The 16,264-nt window shown below is 73.2% G+C and carries 13 protein-coding genes; 11 read left to right on the top strand and 2 right to left on the bottom strand.

Annotated features, from left to right (window positions below; translation table 11 throughout):
* Positions 1-72: 72 nt before the first annotated feature.
* Positions 73-1,191 (bottom strand): DUF5937 family protein, encoded by a 1,119-nt coding sequence (locus STTU_RS13585; protein WP_007823728.1) that lies wholly within the window; start codon positions 1,189-1,191, stop codon positions 73-75.
* Between the two features lie 293 nt (positions 1,192-1,484).
* Positions 1,485-2,702: a threonine aldolase family protein gene (locus tag STTU_RS13580; protein ID WP_007823727.1), complete on the bottom strand. Its 1,218-nt coding sequence runs from the start codon at positions 2,700-2,702 to the stop codon at positions 1,485-1,487.
* A gap of 606 nt (positions 2,703-3,308) precedes the next feature.
* Between STTU_RS13580 and STTU_RS13575 the strand changes: the two genes are divergently transcribed.
* The 11 genes from STTU_RS13575 to STTU_RS13525 all read left to right on the top strand — a co-directional run bounded on the left by STTU_RS13575 (position 3,309) and on the right by STTU_RS13525 (position 16,192).
* Complete coding sequence (locus tag STTU_RS13575; protein WP_007823711.1) at positions 3,309-4,322, top strand: Rossmann-like and DUF2520 domain-containing protein; 1,014 nt, start codon at positions 3,309-3,311, stop codon at positions 4,320-4,322.
* Positions 4,319-5,299, top strand: coding sequence for a pantoate--beta-alanine ligase (gene panC / locus STTU_RS13570; RefSeq protein ID WP_043255110.1), 981 nt, complete (start codon positions 4,319-4,321; stop codon positions 5,297-5,299). Before STTU_RS13575 ends, panC begins: the two co-directional genes overlap by 4 nt.
* Complete coding sequence (locus STTU_RS13565; RefSeq protein WP_052862364.1) at positions 5,296-7,065, top strand: L-aspartate oxidase; 1,770 nt, start codon at positions 5,296-5,298, stop codon at positions 7,063-7,065. Before panC ends, STTU_RS13565 begins: the two co-directional genes overlap by 4 nt.
* 318 nt (positions 7,066-7,383) lie before the next feature.
* Complete coding sequence (nadC, locus tag STTU_RS13560; RefSeq protein WP_043255108.1) at positions 7,384-8,448, top strand: carboxylating nicotinate-nucleotide diphosphorylase; 1,065 nt, start codon at positions 7,384-7,386, stop codon at positions 8,446-8,448.
* A 41-nt stretch (positions 8,449-8,489) separates the two neighbouring features.
* Positions 8,490-9,287 carry a type III pantothenate kinase gene (locus tag STTU_RS13555; RefSeq protein WP_007823703.1) on the top strand — a complete coding sequence of 266 codons (798 nt, stop codon included), beginning with the start codon at positions 8,490-8,492 and terminating at the stop codon, positions 9,285-9,287.
* Positions 9,288-9,687: 400 nt separating this feature from the next.
* Positions 9,688-10,344 (top strand): hypothetical protein, encoded by a 657-nt coding sequence (locus tag STTU_RS13550; RefSeq protein ID WP_007823701.1) that lies wholly within the window; start codon positions 9,688-9,690, stop codon positions 10,342-10,344.
* A 20-nt stretch (positions 10,345-10,364) separates the two neighbouring features.
* Complete coding sequence (locus tag STTU_RS13545) at positions 10,365-10,547, top strand: hypothetical protein (protein ID WP_007823689.1); 183 nt, start codon at positions 10,365-10,367, stop codon at positions 10,545-10,547.
* A 193-nt stretch (positions 10,548-10,740) separates the two neighbouring features.
* Positions 10,741-11,397, top strand: a complete 657-nt coding sequence (locus STTU_RS13540) for a BlaI/MecI/CopY family transcriptional regulator (RefSeq protein WP_043255105.1) — start codon at positions 10,741-10,743, stop codon at positions 11,395-11,397.
* A gap of 10 nt (positions 11,398-11,407) precedes the next feature.
* Positions 11,408-11,956: an amino-acid N-acetyltransferase gene (locus tag STTU_RS13535; RefSeq protein WP_007823687.1), complete on the top strand. Its 549-nt coding sequence runs from the start codon at positions 11,408-11,410 to the stop codon at positions 11,954-11,956.
* 644 nt (positions 11,957-12,600) lie between these two features.
* A complete protein-coding gene (locus tag STTU_RS13530) occupies positions 12,601-12,936 on the top strand; it encodes a histone-like nucleoid-structuring protein Lsr2 (RefSeq protein ID WP_007823686.1) in 336 nt (111 codons plus the stop codon).
* Positions 12,937-13,666: 730 nt separating this feature from the next.
* Positions 13,667-16,192: an ATP-dependent Clp protease ATP-binding subunit gene (locus tag STTU_RS13525; RefSeq protein ID WP_007823684.1), complete on the top strand. Its 2,526-nt coding sequence runs from the start codon at positions 13,667-13,669 to the stop codon at positions 16,190-16,192.
* Positions 16,193-16,264: the final 72 nt, after the last annotated feature.

The raw sequence follows: 16,264 nt of genomic DNA, 5'->3' as shown, positions 1-16,264 counted from the left end.
GACTCGCGCATCTCCTCCCTCCCTTCCGTCAGTTCTCGTCCCCTCCTCGGCCCGGACCTCCCGGCGCCCCGCTCACCGCAGCAAATGCCCCACGAAGTCCGTCCCCAGCCGGGCCACGAGTTCGAGGTCCAGCTCGTGCAGCACGTAACGGCCGCGCCGGCTCGAAGTGACCAGGCCCGCCCGCTTCAGCACCGCGAGGTGCCGCGAGATCTCCGGGGCGCTCAGCCCGTGCGCCTCCGCCAGCCCGATCGTGCTGTACGCCGAGCGTGAGAGCAGTCGGCACATCCGCATCCGTACCGGGTGCGCGAGCGCCTCCATCCGCAGCGTCAGCTCCTCCACCGTCGGCCCCGGTGGCGGGTCCTGCGAGGCGACCGGGTAGTGCAGCACCGGCTGCCAGCCGTGCCGGTGCAGCACCATCAGGTGCGGGCTGCCCAGCCGCGTCGGCACAAGCGTCAGCCCCTGCCGCGCGGCAGCGGTCCGCGCCGCGGTGAGTTTGTCCACCGTGATGCGCCCTGTCTCCTCGTCGTACGTGATGGCCGGGGAGGCGTGGGCGAGAGCCGCGCCGAGCCCCCTGCGGCGAAGCAACTCCGCCGTATGCCGCGCGTCGGCCGCGAGCCCCGGCCCCACCCGCTGCCACGTATCGGCGAAGAACGCCTCCTCGCACTCCGTCATCAGGCCCCGGAACCACTCCCGCGCCCACCCCGGATCGGCGAGGACCCGTTGCGTGAAGTCGACCAGGGGCCGGCCCTGCGCCGCCGCCAGCGTCAGCGTGCGGCGCCTCACCACGGCGTCCGTCAGCGGACTCGGTATCCGCGCCCCGTACGCCCCGTACGAGGGGTCGCACACCGACTCCAGGAGCGCCGCCACGAAGTCCTCGTCCGGCACCCGGTCCAGGAGGTCCAGTTCCCCGGCGAGGGTCCCGGCCGGCTGCGCCTCCTCCTCCGCCGGCAGCCCCGCGAAGGCCGTGAAGACGTCCGAGAACGTCGCGCCCCACAGGAACCTCGCCTCCTCCAGCCGGTCGGCCAGGTGCGGGTCCAGACGCGCCGTGGTCGCCGTCACCCACGCCGCGAGCCGCGGATGGTGCCGGGACTCCGTGAACGCGTGCAGCGCCATGCCCAGCTCCGCCAGCGGCGAGGGCTTCACGCGGACCCGGTCGTGGGGCAGCCCGGCAATGTCGATGATGACGCTCACCGCACCATGGTGCCCCGCCCCCACCCCCTCCCGTCAGCCCACATCGCCCGCCCCCGGCCTCGCACCTCAGGCTCGCATCCGGATCTCGCCTCCCGGCCCCGCAGCCCCGGCCGCACAGGCCCGGCCCCGCAGCCCCGGCCCCGCAGCCCCGGCCCCGCAGCCCCGGCCGCACAGGCCCAGCCCCGCAGCCCCGGCCCCGCAGGCCCGAGCCGACGACCGAGCCCAGCGGACCAAGCCCCGCGGAACCCGGCCCATGCAGCCCGCCACGCCGAGCCCGCTCCGCGACCGGCGCCTCAGCCCTCCTCCCGCTGCCCCTCTCCCGTCCGGCCGCCCTTCTCCAGGCGGCCCACGAAATCGGCGACCGCCTCCTCGATCTCCTCGTCCGGCCATTCCAGTGCCGCCCCGGTGACGGTCACCTCCGTCAACGCGAGCCTCGGCACCTGCTGGTCGTGCCACGCGCCGAACAGGCTCTCGCTCCGCTCCCGCGCCTGCGCGATCCCCGCCTCGTCCAGCTCCCTCGCCGCGTACGGCAGCCACAACTGGAACTGATGCGTGTGCGGCACCTCCGGGTGCAGCCGGTACCAGGACACCCCGGACCGCTCCAGGCCCCGCCGCAGCGCTGCCGACACCTCGCGCGCTCTCGCCACGTACTCCGGCAGCCGGGGCAGCTCTCGGTCCAGGCCGATCAAGGCACTCAGCGCGGTCGGGAACTGCTGGAAGATCTGGCCCCCGTACCGGTGCCGCCAGGCCCGCGCCTCGTCGACGAGCTGCTGCGGACCGGCGAGCACCGCTCCGCCCAGCCCTTCGAGCGACTTGTAGAAGGACACGTACACGCTGTCCGCGAGCGCCGCGATCTCCCGCAGATCCTTCCCGAAGTGCGTCTCCGTCTCCCACAGCCGTGCCCCGTCGAAGTGCACGACCGCGTCCCGCTCACGCGCCGCCGCGACCACGTCGACCAGCTCATCCCAGCTCGGCAGGACGAAACCGGCGTCGCGCAGCGGCAGCTCCAGCATCAGCGTCCCGAACGGCTCCTCCAGCGCCGCCACCTCCGCCGCGGTCGGCAGCCGCGGAGCCCGCGTCGGGTGCACCGTGCGCAGCCCGCTCACCGTGTGGAGCGCGTCCCGCTCGTGCACTTCCGGGTGCGCCAGCGGGTGCAGCGCCACGACAGGATTCCCCGTCCGCCCGGCCCAGGCGCGCAGGGCGACTTGCTGCGCCATCGTCCCGGTCGGGAAGAACGCGGCGGCCTCCGTACCGAGCAGCCCGGCGACCCGTTCCTCCAGCTCGGCGACGATCCCGCCGCCGTAGATGTCCACCGACTCGTCCAGGTCGGCGACCGTGCCGGCCAGCCGCGCCAGCTCCTCGACCCGTTCCCCCAGCGAGTCCCGCATCCGCGGTCTGCTCAACGCCCGCCGCGCCGCCCGCTGTGCGTCCCTGCGCCGCCGCTGGAGAGCCACCCCCTCGTCCTGCTCCGCCACCTCGGCCCGCTCCGCCGCCGTCTTCGCGTCAGCCATCGCCGCCGCTCCTCTCGTCCGTCGCTCGGTCGTTCGTTCCGGTCGTTGGATAGATCATGGCAAGCCGTCAAAACGAGCGCCCAAAGTTATCCACAGAGGGCGTTGAAGGTCGTACCAGCCGATAACCGCCCCTTGTGGCAGCCGTCCTCCGCCTCACCCTTTTCCGCCCCCGCCCCGCCCTTCTCCGCCTCCGCCTCGGCCGCCCCCACCTCCTCAGCCCCTTTCGCCCCACCCGCCCCCTCGTACCGCCCCGCCGCCCCACCCGGCCGCCTTCGCGTTAGCATGACGAGAAATCGTCCGGTACCGGCAGCGGACTGGAACGGAAGGCCCCGCAGTGACCCACACGAACCCGCCGAGCCGCCACGGCTCGCGCCCCGAGGTGAGCGCGGACCCCTCGCCCGCCGCGACTCCGGCGCCCGCCGCGCCCGCCCCGAGCCCCGCGCCGGGCACACCCACCGCGACCCCCGCGCACCCCTCGCCCGCCACACTCACCGCGCAGGCGGCCCCCACCGCGCACCCCGCACCGAGCGCGCCCCCCGCATCAAGCACCCCCACCACACCCCCCACCCCACAACCCCCCACCCCTCAACCCCTCGGGACCGCCCGGTGAACACCCCGCCCCCCGACCCCGCCTCGCGCCCCGCCCGCCTCGATGTCGGCGTCGTCGGTGCCGGCCGTGTCGGCCCCGCGCTCGCCGCCTCGCTCGCCCTCGCCGGGCACCGGCCCGTCGCCGTCTCCGGCGTCTCCGACGCCTCCCGCAGGCGCGCCGCGAGCCTCCTGCCCGACGTCCCCCTCATGACCCCCGACGAGGTCCTCGCGCGCGCCCAGCTCGTCCTCCTCACCGTTCCCGACGACGCCCTCCCCGGACTCGTCGCCGGACTTGTCGAGACCGGCGCGGTCCGCCCCGGGCAGCTCCTCGTGCACACCTCGGGGCGGTACGGGACCAAGGTCCTCGACCCCGTCGTCCGTGCCGGAGGGCTGCCGCTCGCGCTGCACCCCGTCATGACGTTCACAGGCACACCCGTCGACGTGCAGCGCCTCGCGGGCTGCTCCTTCGGGGTCACCGCGCCCGAGGAACTGCGGCTCGCCGCGCAGGCGCTCGTCATCGAGATGGGCGGCGAGCCCGAGTGGATCGCCGAGGACGCCCGCCCGCTCTACCACGCGGCCCTCGCCCTCGGCTCGAACCACCTCGTCACCCTCGTCGCCCAGGCCATGGACCTGCTCCGCACCGCCGGGGTCGACGCGCCGGACCGCATGCTCGGCCCGCTCCTCGGCGCGAGCCTCGACAACGCGCTGCGCTCCGGCGACGCGGCACTCACCGGGCCCGTCTCGCGCGGCGACGCGGGCACCGTCGCCGCCCACATCGAACAGCTCCGTACGCACGCGCCGCAGACGCTCCCCGGCTACCTCGCCATGGCCCGCGCCACCGCCGACCGCGCCCTGAGCCACGGCCTGCTCAAGGCGGAACTCGCCGAAGACCTCCTCGACGTCCTCGCCGAACCCCCGCACCCCCCCACGGACCCGCCCCGCACGGACCCGCCGCGCACCGACCCGCCCCCCACGGACCCCCCGCACTCCGGAGGCCCAGGCCCCGCCGACCCCACCGGAGGAACCGAATGACCGCCCCGCACCCCGCCACCGCCGGCACCTCCGCCGGGACCACCACCCCCGCCGGAACCGCCACCCCACCCCCCTTCCTCCTCACCACCGCCGCAGCCCTCCACGCCCTCCCGCGCCCCGCGGGCCGCCGCGCCCTCGTCATGACGATGGGCGCGCTCCACGAGGGTCACGCGAGCCTCGTCCGCGAGGCCCGCGCGCTCGCCGGGCCCGAGGGGCAGGTCGTCGTCACCGTCTTCGTCAACCCCCTGCAGTTCGGCGCGGGCGAGGACCTCGACCGCTACCCGCGCACCCTCGAAGCCGACCTCGACATCGCCGGTTCCGCGGGCGCCGACCACGTCCTCGCCCCCTCCGTCGACGAGGTCTACCCCGGCGGCGCGCCCGAGGTGCGGATCAGCGCCGGCCCCATGGGCGAGCGCCTCGAAGGCGCGAGCCGACCGGGCCACTTCGACGGGATGCTCACGGTCGTCGGCAAGATGTTCCACCTCGTACGCCCCGACCTCGCCCTCTTCGGCCAGAAGGACGCCCAGCAGCTCGCGCTCGTCCGCCGCATGGTGCGCGACCTCGCCTTCGGTATCGAGATCGTCTCCGTGCCCACCGCGCGCGAGAGCGACGGACTCGCCCGCTCCAGCCGCAACCGCTACCTCTCCGAGGACGAGCGCCGCAGCGCGCTGGCGCTCTCGCGGGCGCTGTACGCGGGGCAGGACGCCGCCGCGCGCGGCGAGGACCCCGCGGCCGTACGCGCCGCCGCGCGCCGTGTGCTCGACGAGGCCGCGCACGCCGCTCCGCCCGTCGTCCTCGACTACCTCGCGCTCGTCGACCCCGCCGACTTCACCGAGGTCGCGGACACGCTGCCCGCGACAGGGGAAGCGGTCCTCGCCGTCGCGGCCCGCGTCGGCGCGACCCGCCTCATCGACAACCTCCCGCTGGCCCCGGCCTCCGGGCCCGCACCCTCTCCCGCCTCCGGAGCCAGACCATGAGCACCGAAAAGTCCCCGATACCTCCCGAGACCCTGCGCCTCCCCGCGCCCGCCCCCGGCTGGCGCCGCGAGGCGGATGTCGTCGTGGTCGGCTCCGGCGTCGCCGGGCTCACCGTCGCGCTGCGCTGCGAGGCGGCCGGGCTGCGTACCGTCGTCGTCACCAAGGCGCGCCTGGACGACGGCTCGACGCGCTGGGCACAGGGCGGGATCGCCGCCGCGCTCGGCGAGGGCGACACGCCCGAGCAGCACTTCGACGACACGCTCGTCGCGGGCGTGGGGTTGTGCGACTTCGACGCCGTGCGCCTCCTCGTCACCGAGGGCCCCGGCGCCGTGCGCCGTCTCATCGGGACGGGCGCGCGCTTCGACACCGAGGACACCGAAGAGGGCGGTACGGAGATCGCCCTCACCCGCGAGGGCGGCCACCACCGGCGCCGCATCGTCCACGCGGGCGGCGACGCGACCGGCGCGGAGGTCTCGCGCGCGCTCGTCGAGGCGGTGCGGGCCAAGGCGATCCCGACCATCGAGAACGCCCTTGCCCTCGACCTCCTCAAGGACGCCGGGGGGCGCACCGCCGGTATCACGCTGCACGTCATGGGTGAGGGCCAGCACGACGGCGTCGGCGCCGTCCTCGCCCCCGCCGTCGTCCTCGCGACGGGCGGCATGGGGCAGGTCTTCGCCGCGACGACGAACCCGCCGGTCTCGACCGGCGACGGCGTCGCCCTCGCGCTGCGCGCGGGCGCCGAGGTCAGCGACCTGGAGTTCGTCCAGTTCCACCCCACCGTCCTCTTCCTCGGCCCCGGCGCCGAGGGCCAGCAGCCGCTGGTCTCGGAGGCGGTACGGGGCGAGGGCGCGCACCTCGTCGACGCGGACGGCGTCCGCTTCATGACCGGGCAGCACGAACTCGGCGAACTCGCCCCGCGCGACATCGTCGCCAAGGCCATCACCCGGCGCATGCGCGAGCAGGGCACGACGCACATGTACCTCGACGCCAGGCACTTCGGCGCGGAGATGTGGGAGAACCGTTTCCCCACGATTCTCGCCGCCTGCCGCGCCCACGGCATCGACCCCGTCACCGCGCCCGTCCCCGTCTCGCCCGCCGCGCACTACGCCTCCGGCGGCGTCCGCACCGACACCGACGGGCGGACGACCGTGCCCGGGCTCTACGCCTGCGGGGAGGTGGCCTGCACCGGCGTCCACGGCGCCAACCGGCTCGCGTCCAACTCGCTCCTCGAAGGGCTCGTGTACGCGGAGCGCATCGCCGCGCACCTCGTCGCGGGGCACGAGGCGGCGGAACGTGCTCCCGCGACAGCGGCGGAACGATCCAGCGGCCCGGACAACCGACACCAGGCCGTGCGCGAACCGGTTCGCGAACCGGTTCGCACGGAGGTGCTCCAGGCGGCGGAGGATCGTTTCGCCGTACAGCGCGCCATGAGCGAGGGCGCGAGCGTGCTGCGTTCGGCCGCCTCGCTCCGCGCGACCGCCGAAGCGCTCGACGCGCTGCGTGCCCACGCCGCCGAGGCCAAGCCCGCGGAGCCCGGCGTCGACACCTGGCAGGCCACCAACCTCCTCACCGTCGCCCGCGTCCTCACCGAGGCCGCGCTCGCGCGCGAGGAGACGCGCGGCTGCCACTGGCGCGAGGACCATCCCGAGCGCGACGACACCGCCGGCGCACGGCATATCGTCGTCACCCTGGACGCCGCGACGCACACCCCGCGCCTGCGGCCCACGAGCGGCACCACCTTCCCGCCCACCCGTCCGCACGACTGACCTCGCTCACTCGTACGGGTGAGACGCCCGCCCGACCGAGGCGCCCCCGCCCGCCCGTACCCGGCCCCGCGCGCCGTACGACTGTCGTACGTACCGCTCCGTACGCCCGGACGGGCAGCCGAGTGTCCGTGCGAACGCGTACTCTCCGTACGCACGCACGTACCCGCGACCGCCCGGCCCGCCGCGCCCCGCGGCGCGGGCGGTCACACTCGTACGTACCGCACGACGCGCACCACCCGGACCGCGCGCACCACCCGCGGGCGCGACCACGGCGCCCGCACGACCCGTACCACCCGTACCGCACCAGGAGCCCCGACCGTGAGCACCAGTCCCGAGCAGCCCGAGCCGACCGAGCCCACTCCCGCAGCCGCGCCAGGGGCCGCGCTGCCGCTGCTGCCCGCCGACGACGCGGGAGCGGGCGGCGGCTGCGGCGCGGGCTGTGCCTGCGGCGGCCACGACGCCGGGGAGCACGAGGACGGCGAGGACGTCTGCGGCCTCGACCCCGCGCTCGCCGCGCTCCTCGCCGCGGGCGGCCTCGACCCCGTCCACGTCGAGGACATCGCCTACCTGACCCTTGCCGAGGACCTGGACGGCGGCGAGGACGTGACCTCGCTCGCGACCGTCCCCGCCGACGCCGTCGCGACCGCCGACTTCACCGCGCGCGAGAACGGCGTCGTCGCCGGGCTGCACATCGCCGAGGCCGTCATCTCGCTCGTCGCGACCGAGGAGTTCGAGGTCGAGCGGCACGTCGCCGACGGCGACGCGGTGCACGCCGGGCAGAAGCTGCTCAGCGTCACGACCCGCACCCGCGACCTGCTCACCGCCGAGCGCAGCGCCCTCAACCTGCTCAACCGGCTCTCCGGCATCGCGACGGCGACCCGCGCCTGGGCCGACGCGCTCGCCGGGACGAAGGCGCGGGTGCGCGACACCCGCAAGACGACGCCCGGCCTGCGCGCCCTGGAGAAGTACGCCGTGCGCCGCGGCGGCGGCGTCAACCACCGCATGTCGCTCTCGGACGCCGCGCTCGTCAAGGACAACCACGTCGTCGCCGCCGGGGGCGTCGCCGCCGCCTTCGAGGCGGTGCGGAAGATGTTCCCCGGACTGACCGTCGAGGTCGAGGTCGACACGATCCACCAGCTCCGCGAAGTGCTCGACGCCGGAGCCGACCTCGTCCTCCTCGACAACTTCACGCCCGCCGAGACCGAGGAGGCCGTCGCCCTCACCGCCGGGCGCGCCCTGCTCGAATCCTCGGGCCGCCTCACCCTCGACAACGCCCGCGCCTACGCCGGGACCGGCGTCGACTACCTCGCCGTCGGCGCGCTCACGCACTCCGCGCCGATCCTCGACATCGGCCTCGACCTGCGCGAGCCGGACAACGGCTGACCCGTCCCCCCGCCCCCGCCTCCCCCTTCAGGACACTCGCGATGCTGCTGACCATCGACGTCGGGAACACCCACACCGTGCTCGGTCTCTTCGACGGTGAGGAGATCGTCGAGCACTGGCGGATCTCCACGGACTCCCGCCGCACCGCCGACGAACTGGCGGTCCTTCTCCAGGGCCTCATGGGCACCCACCCGCTGCTCGGCATGGAGCTGGGCGAGGGCATCGACGGCATCGCGATCTGCTCCACCGTGCCCGCCGTGCTCCACGAACTGCGCGAGGTCAGCCGCAGGTACTACGGGGACGTCCCCGCGATCCTCGTGGAGCCCGGCGTGAAGACGGGCGTGCCGATCCTCATGGACAACCCCAAGGAGGTCGGCACGGACCGCATCATCAACGCGGTCGCCGCGCAGCACCTCTACGGGGGCCCGGCGATCGTCGTCGACTTCGGCACGGCGACGACCTTCGACGCCGTCTCCGCGCGCGGCGAGTACACCGGCGGCGTGATCGCCCCCGGCATCGAGATCTCCGTCGAGGCGCTCGGCCTGCGCGGCGCCCAGCTCCGCAAGATCGAGCTGGCCAGACCGCGCAGCGTCATCGGCAAGAGCACCGTCGAGGCGATGCAGTCCGGCATCCTCTACGGCTTCGCGGGCCAGGTCGACGGCGTCGTCCAGCGCATGGCCCGCGAACTCGCCCCCGACCCCGCCGACGTCACCGTCATCGCCACGGGCGGCCTCGCCCCGATGGTCCTCGGCGAGGCCGCGGTCATCGACCACCACGAGCCGTGGCTGACACTCATCGGGCTGCGGCTCGTCTACGAGAGGAACGCGGGACGGAGGTGAGGGGCGCGGTGGGGCGCGTCGGGGGCACGGGGGTGAGCTGAGGGCGTAGGGGGCGTACGAGGCGGTGGTAGGGGCGGTGCAGCGCCCACCGCGCACCTCGCGCCGCCCGCATGGCCCGCGCCCACCGCTCACCTCGCGCCGCCCGCACGGCCCGCGCCCGCCGCGTTCGTCTCTCCGCCCGCATGTGGCCCCGCGCCCCGGTTCCGGCGTGGCGTGCCCGCTCCCGCGCGGCCCCGGCGTCGCACGCCGTCCCTTCGTACCCCGGCCCCGGCGTGGCGCGCCCGCCCCTCGCGACCCGCACTCCGGCCCCGAGACGCCACCGCCCCAATAACCACATTTTCGCCCGTTATGTGCGTATCGTCCTTCCATGCCCACGCCATACGGATCTTCCCGGGGCGGCATGGTCTTCGGCGCGGACGAAGTGCGCGTCGTGCGCCGTGCCCTCGCCCTCGCCCTGCTGCCAGGACCCGCCCGCCCGGACGACGTCCGCGACTGCCTCCGCCTCTCGCAGGCGGTCGACGCCGCCGTGGACGAGGCCGCGCGGCTGCGGGCCTTCCTCGTGGCCGACCTCGCGCGCTACCGCGCCGCCCTCCCCGGCAGCCTCGCCGGCTTCCTCCCCCTCCTGGCCGAAGCGCTCGACGCCGGATACCAGCCGGGACCCGACGACCTCGCGGCCCTGCGCGCCCTGCGCCACGACCCCGCCGCCGCGCGTCTCCTCGCGCGCTGCCAGGCGCTCGCCGAGCAGGCGGTACGGGCCCGCCTCGCGGGCCGCGCCCTCGCCCCCGGTCCCCGTACCCCGCTGCGCGCCCTGCCCGGTGGCCGCGCCGCCGACGAGCCCGCGAAGCCCGCCCCCGCCAAGCCCGCACCCGCGAAACCGGCGACCCCGGCCCGCAAGCCCGACCAGCCCGCCCGCCGCCCCGGCGCCGTGCCCACCCCCGCCGAGGTCTTCCCGCCCAAGCGCCGCCCGGCGCCCCCCGGCTCCCGCTACGCCGTCCTGAGCGCGGACGTCAATGCGGACACGGCGGACACACCACCCCAGAAGCTCGCGGCCGGTTAGCCCGGTCTACTCTGAGCCCCATGGACTACGTCTCCGCACTCGTGCCGCCCGTGGTGATGGCCATCTTCTTCATCGGCCTCGTCAGGGTCATCGTCAAGACCCAGGGCGGCGCGGCCAAGAGCAAGGAGGACGCCGCCGTCGACGCGGCGTTCGCCCGCGCCGAGAGCGGCCCCCGCGCGGAGCACACCACCGCACGCGACTGACGCCCGCCGCGTCGCGCGCTCCCGCCGTCACGAGGGGTGCGTGTCCCCGGGACCCGCTCACGGGTTCCGCCGGGACGCGCACCCCTTTTGCCGTGCGACGACGGGAATTGCCGTGAATTGAAGAGATGGTGCCGCTTTGTGCACGTACAGTGCACGCGTGGTCCGTCCTTTGGGAGAACTGGAAGACGCGGTGATGACCCGCGTATGGAAGTGGAACCGTCCGGTCACGGTCCGCGAAGTCCTGGAGGACCTGAAACTGGAGCGTTCCATCGCTTATACGACCGTCATGACGGTCATGGACAACCTCCATCAGAAAGGCTGGGTCCGCCGGGAATCGGAGGGCCGTGCCTACCGCTACGAGGCCGTCTCCACGCGCGACGCCTACGCGGCCTCTCTCATGAACGAGGACTGGGGCCGCAGCGACAACCGCGCCGCCGCCCTTGTCGCCTTCTTCCGCATGATGAGCGCCGACCAGCAGGAGGCCCTGCGCGACGCCGTGCGGATGGTGCAGGGACCGGAAACGGCGAACGAACCCCCACCCGCGAACGCCGCGCCGTCCGCCGGGGCCGCGCCCGCCCCAGCCGCGCCCGCGGAGGAGGCCCCCGCCGAGCCGGCGCCGGCCGCGGAGCCCGCGCCCACTGCCGAGCCCGCGCCTACCGCGGAGCCCGCGTCTTCGGCCGAGCCCGCGCCCGCCGACGAGGCGCCCGCAGAGCCCGAAGCCACTACCGCGCCCGCCGCCGAGGCGCCCGTCGCCGAGCCCGAAGCCACCGCCGAGCCCGAGCCCCCCGCACCGACCGCACCGGCCCCACCCCCCGCACCCGGGCCCGCTGACGACGACGGCGAGCGGTAGCGTCGCGATCATGTCCAGCGAAGCCGTACCGCCCGTCCCCGACCCCCTCCCCGCGCCCGCCGTCTCGGTGCGCCGCGCGCGTACCGCCGACGTGGCCGCCGTGCGCGCGCTGCTCGACCCGTACACGCGGCGCGGCATCCTTCTCGACAAAGCGACCGTGACCCTTTACGAGGACATCCAGGAGTTCTGGGTCGCGGAACGCGACGACAACGCGGAGGTCGTCGGCTGCGGGGCGCTGCACATCATGTGGGAGGACCTCGCCGAAGTCCGTACGCTCGCCGTCGACCCCGCGCTCAAGGGCGCGGGGGTGGGTCATCTGCTGCTGGAGAAGCTCCTCCACACGGCGCGCTGGATCGGGGTGCGGAGGGTTTTCTGCCTCACCTTCGAAGTGAACTTCTTCGCCAAGCACGGCTTCGTCGAGATCGGTGAGACCCCGGTCGACACCGAGGTCTACAGCGAACTGCTGCGTTCGCCGGACGAAGGCGTCGCCGAGTTCCTCGACCTCGAACGAGTGAAACCGAACACCTTGGGCAACTGCCGGATGCTGCTGCATCTCTGAACGCGCGGGCGCATCCCTCTTCCCCGCGCGCTTCGCGCCCGTTCCCCGCGCGCTACGTGTCCCGTTCCCCGTGCGCCCGGCGTACCGTTCCGTGCGCGCTTCCCGTCCCGCGTTTTCCGTACGAACAGTGCTCGCGCGCGGACACGGCGCAGTCGTCCCGGCCTCTGACGTGCGAGGAAGGGGCGACGCCGCCGTGCGCGCCCTCGCTCTCCGCGCGGGTTCGCGCGGGCGCGCGATTGACGCGGCTTTGCGCGCGCCTTGCGCTTGTCTATCCGTACGCCTATCACTCCGCCTATGGCCGCGCGTATGCCGACTCCTATGACCGCACCTATGCCCGCACGTATGGCAAAGGCAGGCGCTGGCCAAAGCTCGTCCGGCCTTCCGGCCCGTTCCCGCCCCCTTCCGCGGCCCGTTCCCCGTGGCCTTCCCGTGCCCTTCCCGTGCTCTTCCCACACTGTTTGGCGACGACAATCCCGGCCCATTCCCCGTCCTGTAGACCAGCCGTGGCCTATGTCCGAAACGCGCATGTTTCCAGCGGGCCCGCTCTGCGCAGTCTCTCCTCAGCATCTCCGGGGGGTTTGTGTTTTCCCGGAAAAAGCGGTTTGCTTTCCGGCGTACTGCATTTAAGGATGAAAGGAAATCCAGTGGCCCAGAAGGTTCAGGTCCTTCTCGTCGACGATCTCGACGGCGGCGAGGCCGATGAGACGGTGACGTTCGCGCTCGACGGCAAGAGCTACGAAATCGACCTCACCACGGCGAACGCGGACAAGCTCCGCGGGCTCCTTGAGGACTACATCAAGAGCGGGCGCCGCACCGGTGGCCGCGGTTCCGCCGCTCGTGCGAAGGCTCGTTCCTCCGCGGGCAGCAGTGAGGAGACCGCGGCGATCCGCGCCTGGGCCAAGGAGCAGGGCCTGGACGTCAACGACCGCGGCCGTGTTTCCCGTGCCGTCCGCCAGGCATACGAGGACGCGCACCGCTGAGCCCCCGGATGCGGTACGGGAGCGGGCGCGGCCCGCGGTGGTGCGGGGGCCCCGCGGGCCGGCCGTACGTGCCCGGCGGCGCCCCGTACCCGTAGGCGTGCGGCCTCGTAGGCACACGGCCCCGTAGGCGCGTGGAGGCGCGTGCCGTGAGCCGTCTCGATGGGCCGTACGGGCCTGCCGCCCCCGGCCGCCGCGCCGCCTCACCGAGCGCGACCGCGAACCGAGCCGCGCGCGCCTTTCGCCCCTCCCTTGCCACCCCCTGCCACCCCCTCCCGGATTCGCCCGCTCTTTCCAGCGCGCGGGAACTCCACCGACGCCCCGGCAGTTACGAGGAGTGTGCGGTTGTGCGCGGATCGTGGCAGTGATGGCCTGGTGGTGCGAGGCGGAGGCGCGCAAGGGTGTTCGCCCGTAGCGGAGGGGGTGGGGTCGTGTCGCATGGACTGTCCCTGCTCGGGGGTAAGACATTCCCAGTAGGGAGGGGCGACGCGGCGGTCCCGGGCCCCCCGCGTTCGCCATCGGCGTAGCGATGGAGCGGGTATCGGCTTGGCCTGGGGGAACATCGTCTCGCACCATCAGTGTTAGTGAGTTCGTTCAGCAGTTCAGGAAGGACGCTGGTCCCCGCGGAGGCGGGGATGGACCCGAGCGGTCCCCGCTTGCGGGACTAAGCTGCGGAAGGACAGAGAGGGGACCGACCCCTTTACTGCCTGACCGCTCTGAGGAGCGATTAACGATGTTCGAGAGGTTCACCGACCGCGCGCGGCGGGTTGTCGTCCTGGCTCAGGAAGAAGCCCGGATGCTCAACCACAACTACATCGGCACCGAGCACATCCTTCTGGGGCTGATCCACGAAGGTGAGGGTGTCGCCGCTAAGGCCCTGGAGAGCCTCGGGATCTCTCTGGAGGCGGTCCGCCAGCAGGTGGAGGAGATCATCGGCCAGGGCCAGCAGGCCCCGTCCGGGCACATCCCCTTCACCCCCCGGGCGAAGAAGGTCCTGGAGCTCTCGCTCCGCGAGGCCCTCCAGCTCGGCCACAACTACATCGGCACGGAGCACATCCTGCTCGGCCTGATCCGCGAGGGCGAGGGCGTCGCCGCCCAGGTCCTCGTGAAGCTCGGCGCCGACCTGAACAGGGTGCGTCAGCAGGTCATCCAGCTCCTCTCCGGTTACCAGACCGGCAAGGAGACGGCGACGGCCGGCGGCCCCGCCGAGGGCACCCCCTCGACCTCGCTGGTCCTCGACCAGTTCGGCCGCAACCTGACGCAGGCCGCCCGCGAATCCAAGCTCGACCCGGTCATCGGGCGCGAGAAGGAGATCGAGCGGGTCATGCAGGTGCTCTCGCGCCGCACCAAGAACAACCCGGTCCTCATCGGCGAGCCCGGTGTCGGCAAGACCGCCGTCGTCGAGGGCCTCGCGCAGGCCATCGTCAAGGGCGAGGTGCCCGAGACCCTCAAGGACAAGCACCTCTACACCCTGGACCTCGGCGCCCTGGTCGCCGGCTCCCGGTACCGCGGTGACTTCGAGGAGCGCCTGAAGAAGGTCCTCAAGGAGATCCGCACCCGCGGCGACATCATCCTGTTCATCGACGAGCTGCACACGCTCGTCGGCGCGGGCGCCGCCGAGGGCGCGATCGACGCCGCCTCGATCCTCAAGCCGATGCTCGCCCGCGGTGAGCTGCAGACGATCGGCGCGACGACCCTGGAGGAGTACCGCAAGTACCTGGAGAAGGACGCGGCCCTCGAACGCCGCTTCCAGCCGATCCAGGTCGCCGAGCCCTCGCTCGCGCACACCATCGAGATCCTCAAGGGCCTCCGCGACCGCTACGAGGCGCACCACCGGGTCTCCATCACCGACTCCGCGCTCGTCGCCGCCGCGACCCTCGCCGACCGGTACATCTCCGACCGCTTCCTGCCCGACAAGGCGATCGACCTCATCGACGAGGCCGGCTCCCGGATGCGCATCCGCCGCATGACCGCGCCGCCGGACCTCCGCGAGTTCGACGAGAAGATCGCCGGTGTCCGCCGGGACAAGGAGTCCGCGATCGACTCGCAGGACTTCGAGAAGGCGGCCTCGCTCCGCGACAAGGAGAAGCAGCTCCTCGCCGCGAAGGCGAAGCGGGAGAAGGAGTGGAAGGCCGGCGACATGGACGTCGTCGCCGAGGTCGACGAGGAGCTGATCGCCGAGGTCCTGGCCACGGCCACGGGCATCCCGGTCTTCAAGCTCACCGAGGAGGAGTCCTCGCGTCTGCTGCGCATGGAGGACGAGCTCCACAAGCGCGTCATCGGCCAAGAGGACGCCGTCAAGGCGCTCTCGCAGGCGATCCGCCGCACGCGTGCCGGGCTCAAGGACCCGAAGCGCCCCGGTGGCTCGTTCATCTTCGCCGGCCCCTCGGGTGTCGGTAAGACGGAGCTGGCCAAGACGCTCGCCGAGTTCCTCTTCGGCGACGAGGACGCGCTGATCTCCCTCGACATGTCGGAGTTCAGCGAGAAGCACACCGTCTCGCGGCTCTTCGGCTCGCCTCCCGGTTACGTCGGGTACGAGGAGGGCGGCCAGCTCACCGAGAAGGTGCGCCGCAAGCCGTTCTCCGTCGTCCTCTTCGACGAGGTCGAGAAGGCGCACCCGGACATCTTCAACTCGCTGCTCCAGATCCTGGAGGACGGTCGCCTGACCGACTCCCAGGGCCGTGTCGTGGACTTCAAGAACACGGTGATCATCATGACCACCAACCTGGGGACCCGCGACATCTCCAAGGGCTTCAACCTGGGCTTCGCCGTCCAGGGCGACACGAAGACCGGCTACGAGCGCATGAAGGCCAAGGTCAACGACGAGCTGAAGCAGCACTTCCGCCCCGAGTTCCTCAACCGTGTCGACGACACGGTGGTCTTCCCGCAGCTCACCGAGAAGGACATCACCCGCATCGTCGACCTGATGATCACCAAGGTCGACGAGCGGCTGAAGGACCGCGACATGGGTCTCGAACTCAGCCAGCCGGCCCGCAAGCTCCTCGGCAAGCGCGGTTACGACCCCGTGCTCGGCGCCCGTCCGCTGCGTCGCACGATCCAGCGCGAGATCGAGGACGTGCTCTCGGAGAAGATCCTCTTCGGCGAGCTGCGCCCCGGTCACATCGTGGTGGTCGACACGGAGGGTGAGGGCGAGAACGAGAACTTCACCTTCCGCGGCGAGGAGAAGTCCACGCTTCCCGACGCCCCGCCGGTCGAGTCCGCCACCGGTGGCGGCCCGAACCTGACGAAGGAGAGCTGAGCCCCCAGGGTCCAGTCTCCCCACCACGAAGGCCCCGCCTTTTCCCGTACGGGAGGAGGCGGGGCCTTCGTG

The sequence above is a fragment of the Streptomyces sp. Tu6071 genome (assembly GCF_000213055.1).
Taxonomy (GTDB): domain Bacteria; phylum Actinomycetota; class Actinomycetes; order Streptomycetales; family Streptomycetaceae; genus Streptomyces; species Streptomyces evansiae.
The sequence above is the reverse complement of the archived record's forward strand: the minus strand, read 5'-3'. Positions and strand labels throughout refer to the sequence as shown.

Coding starts and splice junctions, on each gene's coding strand:
- STTU_RS13580 (WP_007823727.1), bottom strand. CDS start 2,702: ATGGCTGACGCGAAGACGGCGGCGGAGCGGGCCGAGGTGGCGGAGCAG.
- panC (WP_043255110.1), top strand. CDS start 4,319: ATGACCGCCCCGCACCCCGCCACCGCCGGCACCTCCGCCGGGACCACC.
- STTU_RS13565 (WP_052862364.1), top strand. CDS start 5,296: ATGAGCACCGAAAAGTCCCCGATACCTCCCGAGACCCTGCGCCTCCCC.
- STTU_RS13555 (WP_007823703.1), top strand. CDS start 8,490: ATGCTGCTGACCATCGACGTCGGGAACACCCACACCGTGCTCGGTCTC.
- STTU_RS13550 (WP_007823701.1), top strand. CDS start 9,688: ATGGTCTTCGGCGCGGACGAAGTGCGCGTCGTGCGCCGTGCCCTCGCC.
- STTU_RS13545 (WP_007823689.1), top strand. CDS start 10,365: ATGGACTACGTCTCCGCACTCGTGCCGCCCGTGGTGATGGCCATCTTC.
- STTU_RS13540 (WP_043255105.1), top strand. CDS start 10,741: ATGACCCGCGTATGGAAGTGGAACCGTCCGGTCACGGTCCGCGAAGTC.
- STTU_RS13535 (WP_007823687.1), top strand. CDS start 11,408: ATGTCCAGCGAAGCCGTACCGCCCGTCCCCGACCCCCTCCCCGCGCCC.
- STTU_RS13525 (WP_007823684.1), top strand. CDS start 13,667: ATGTTCGAGAGGTTCACCGACCGCGCGCGGCGGGTTGTCGTCCTGGCT.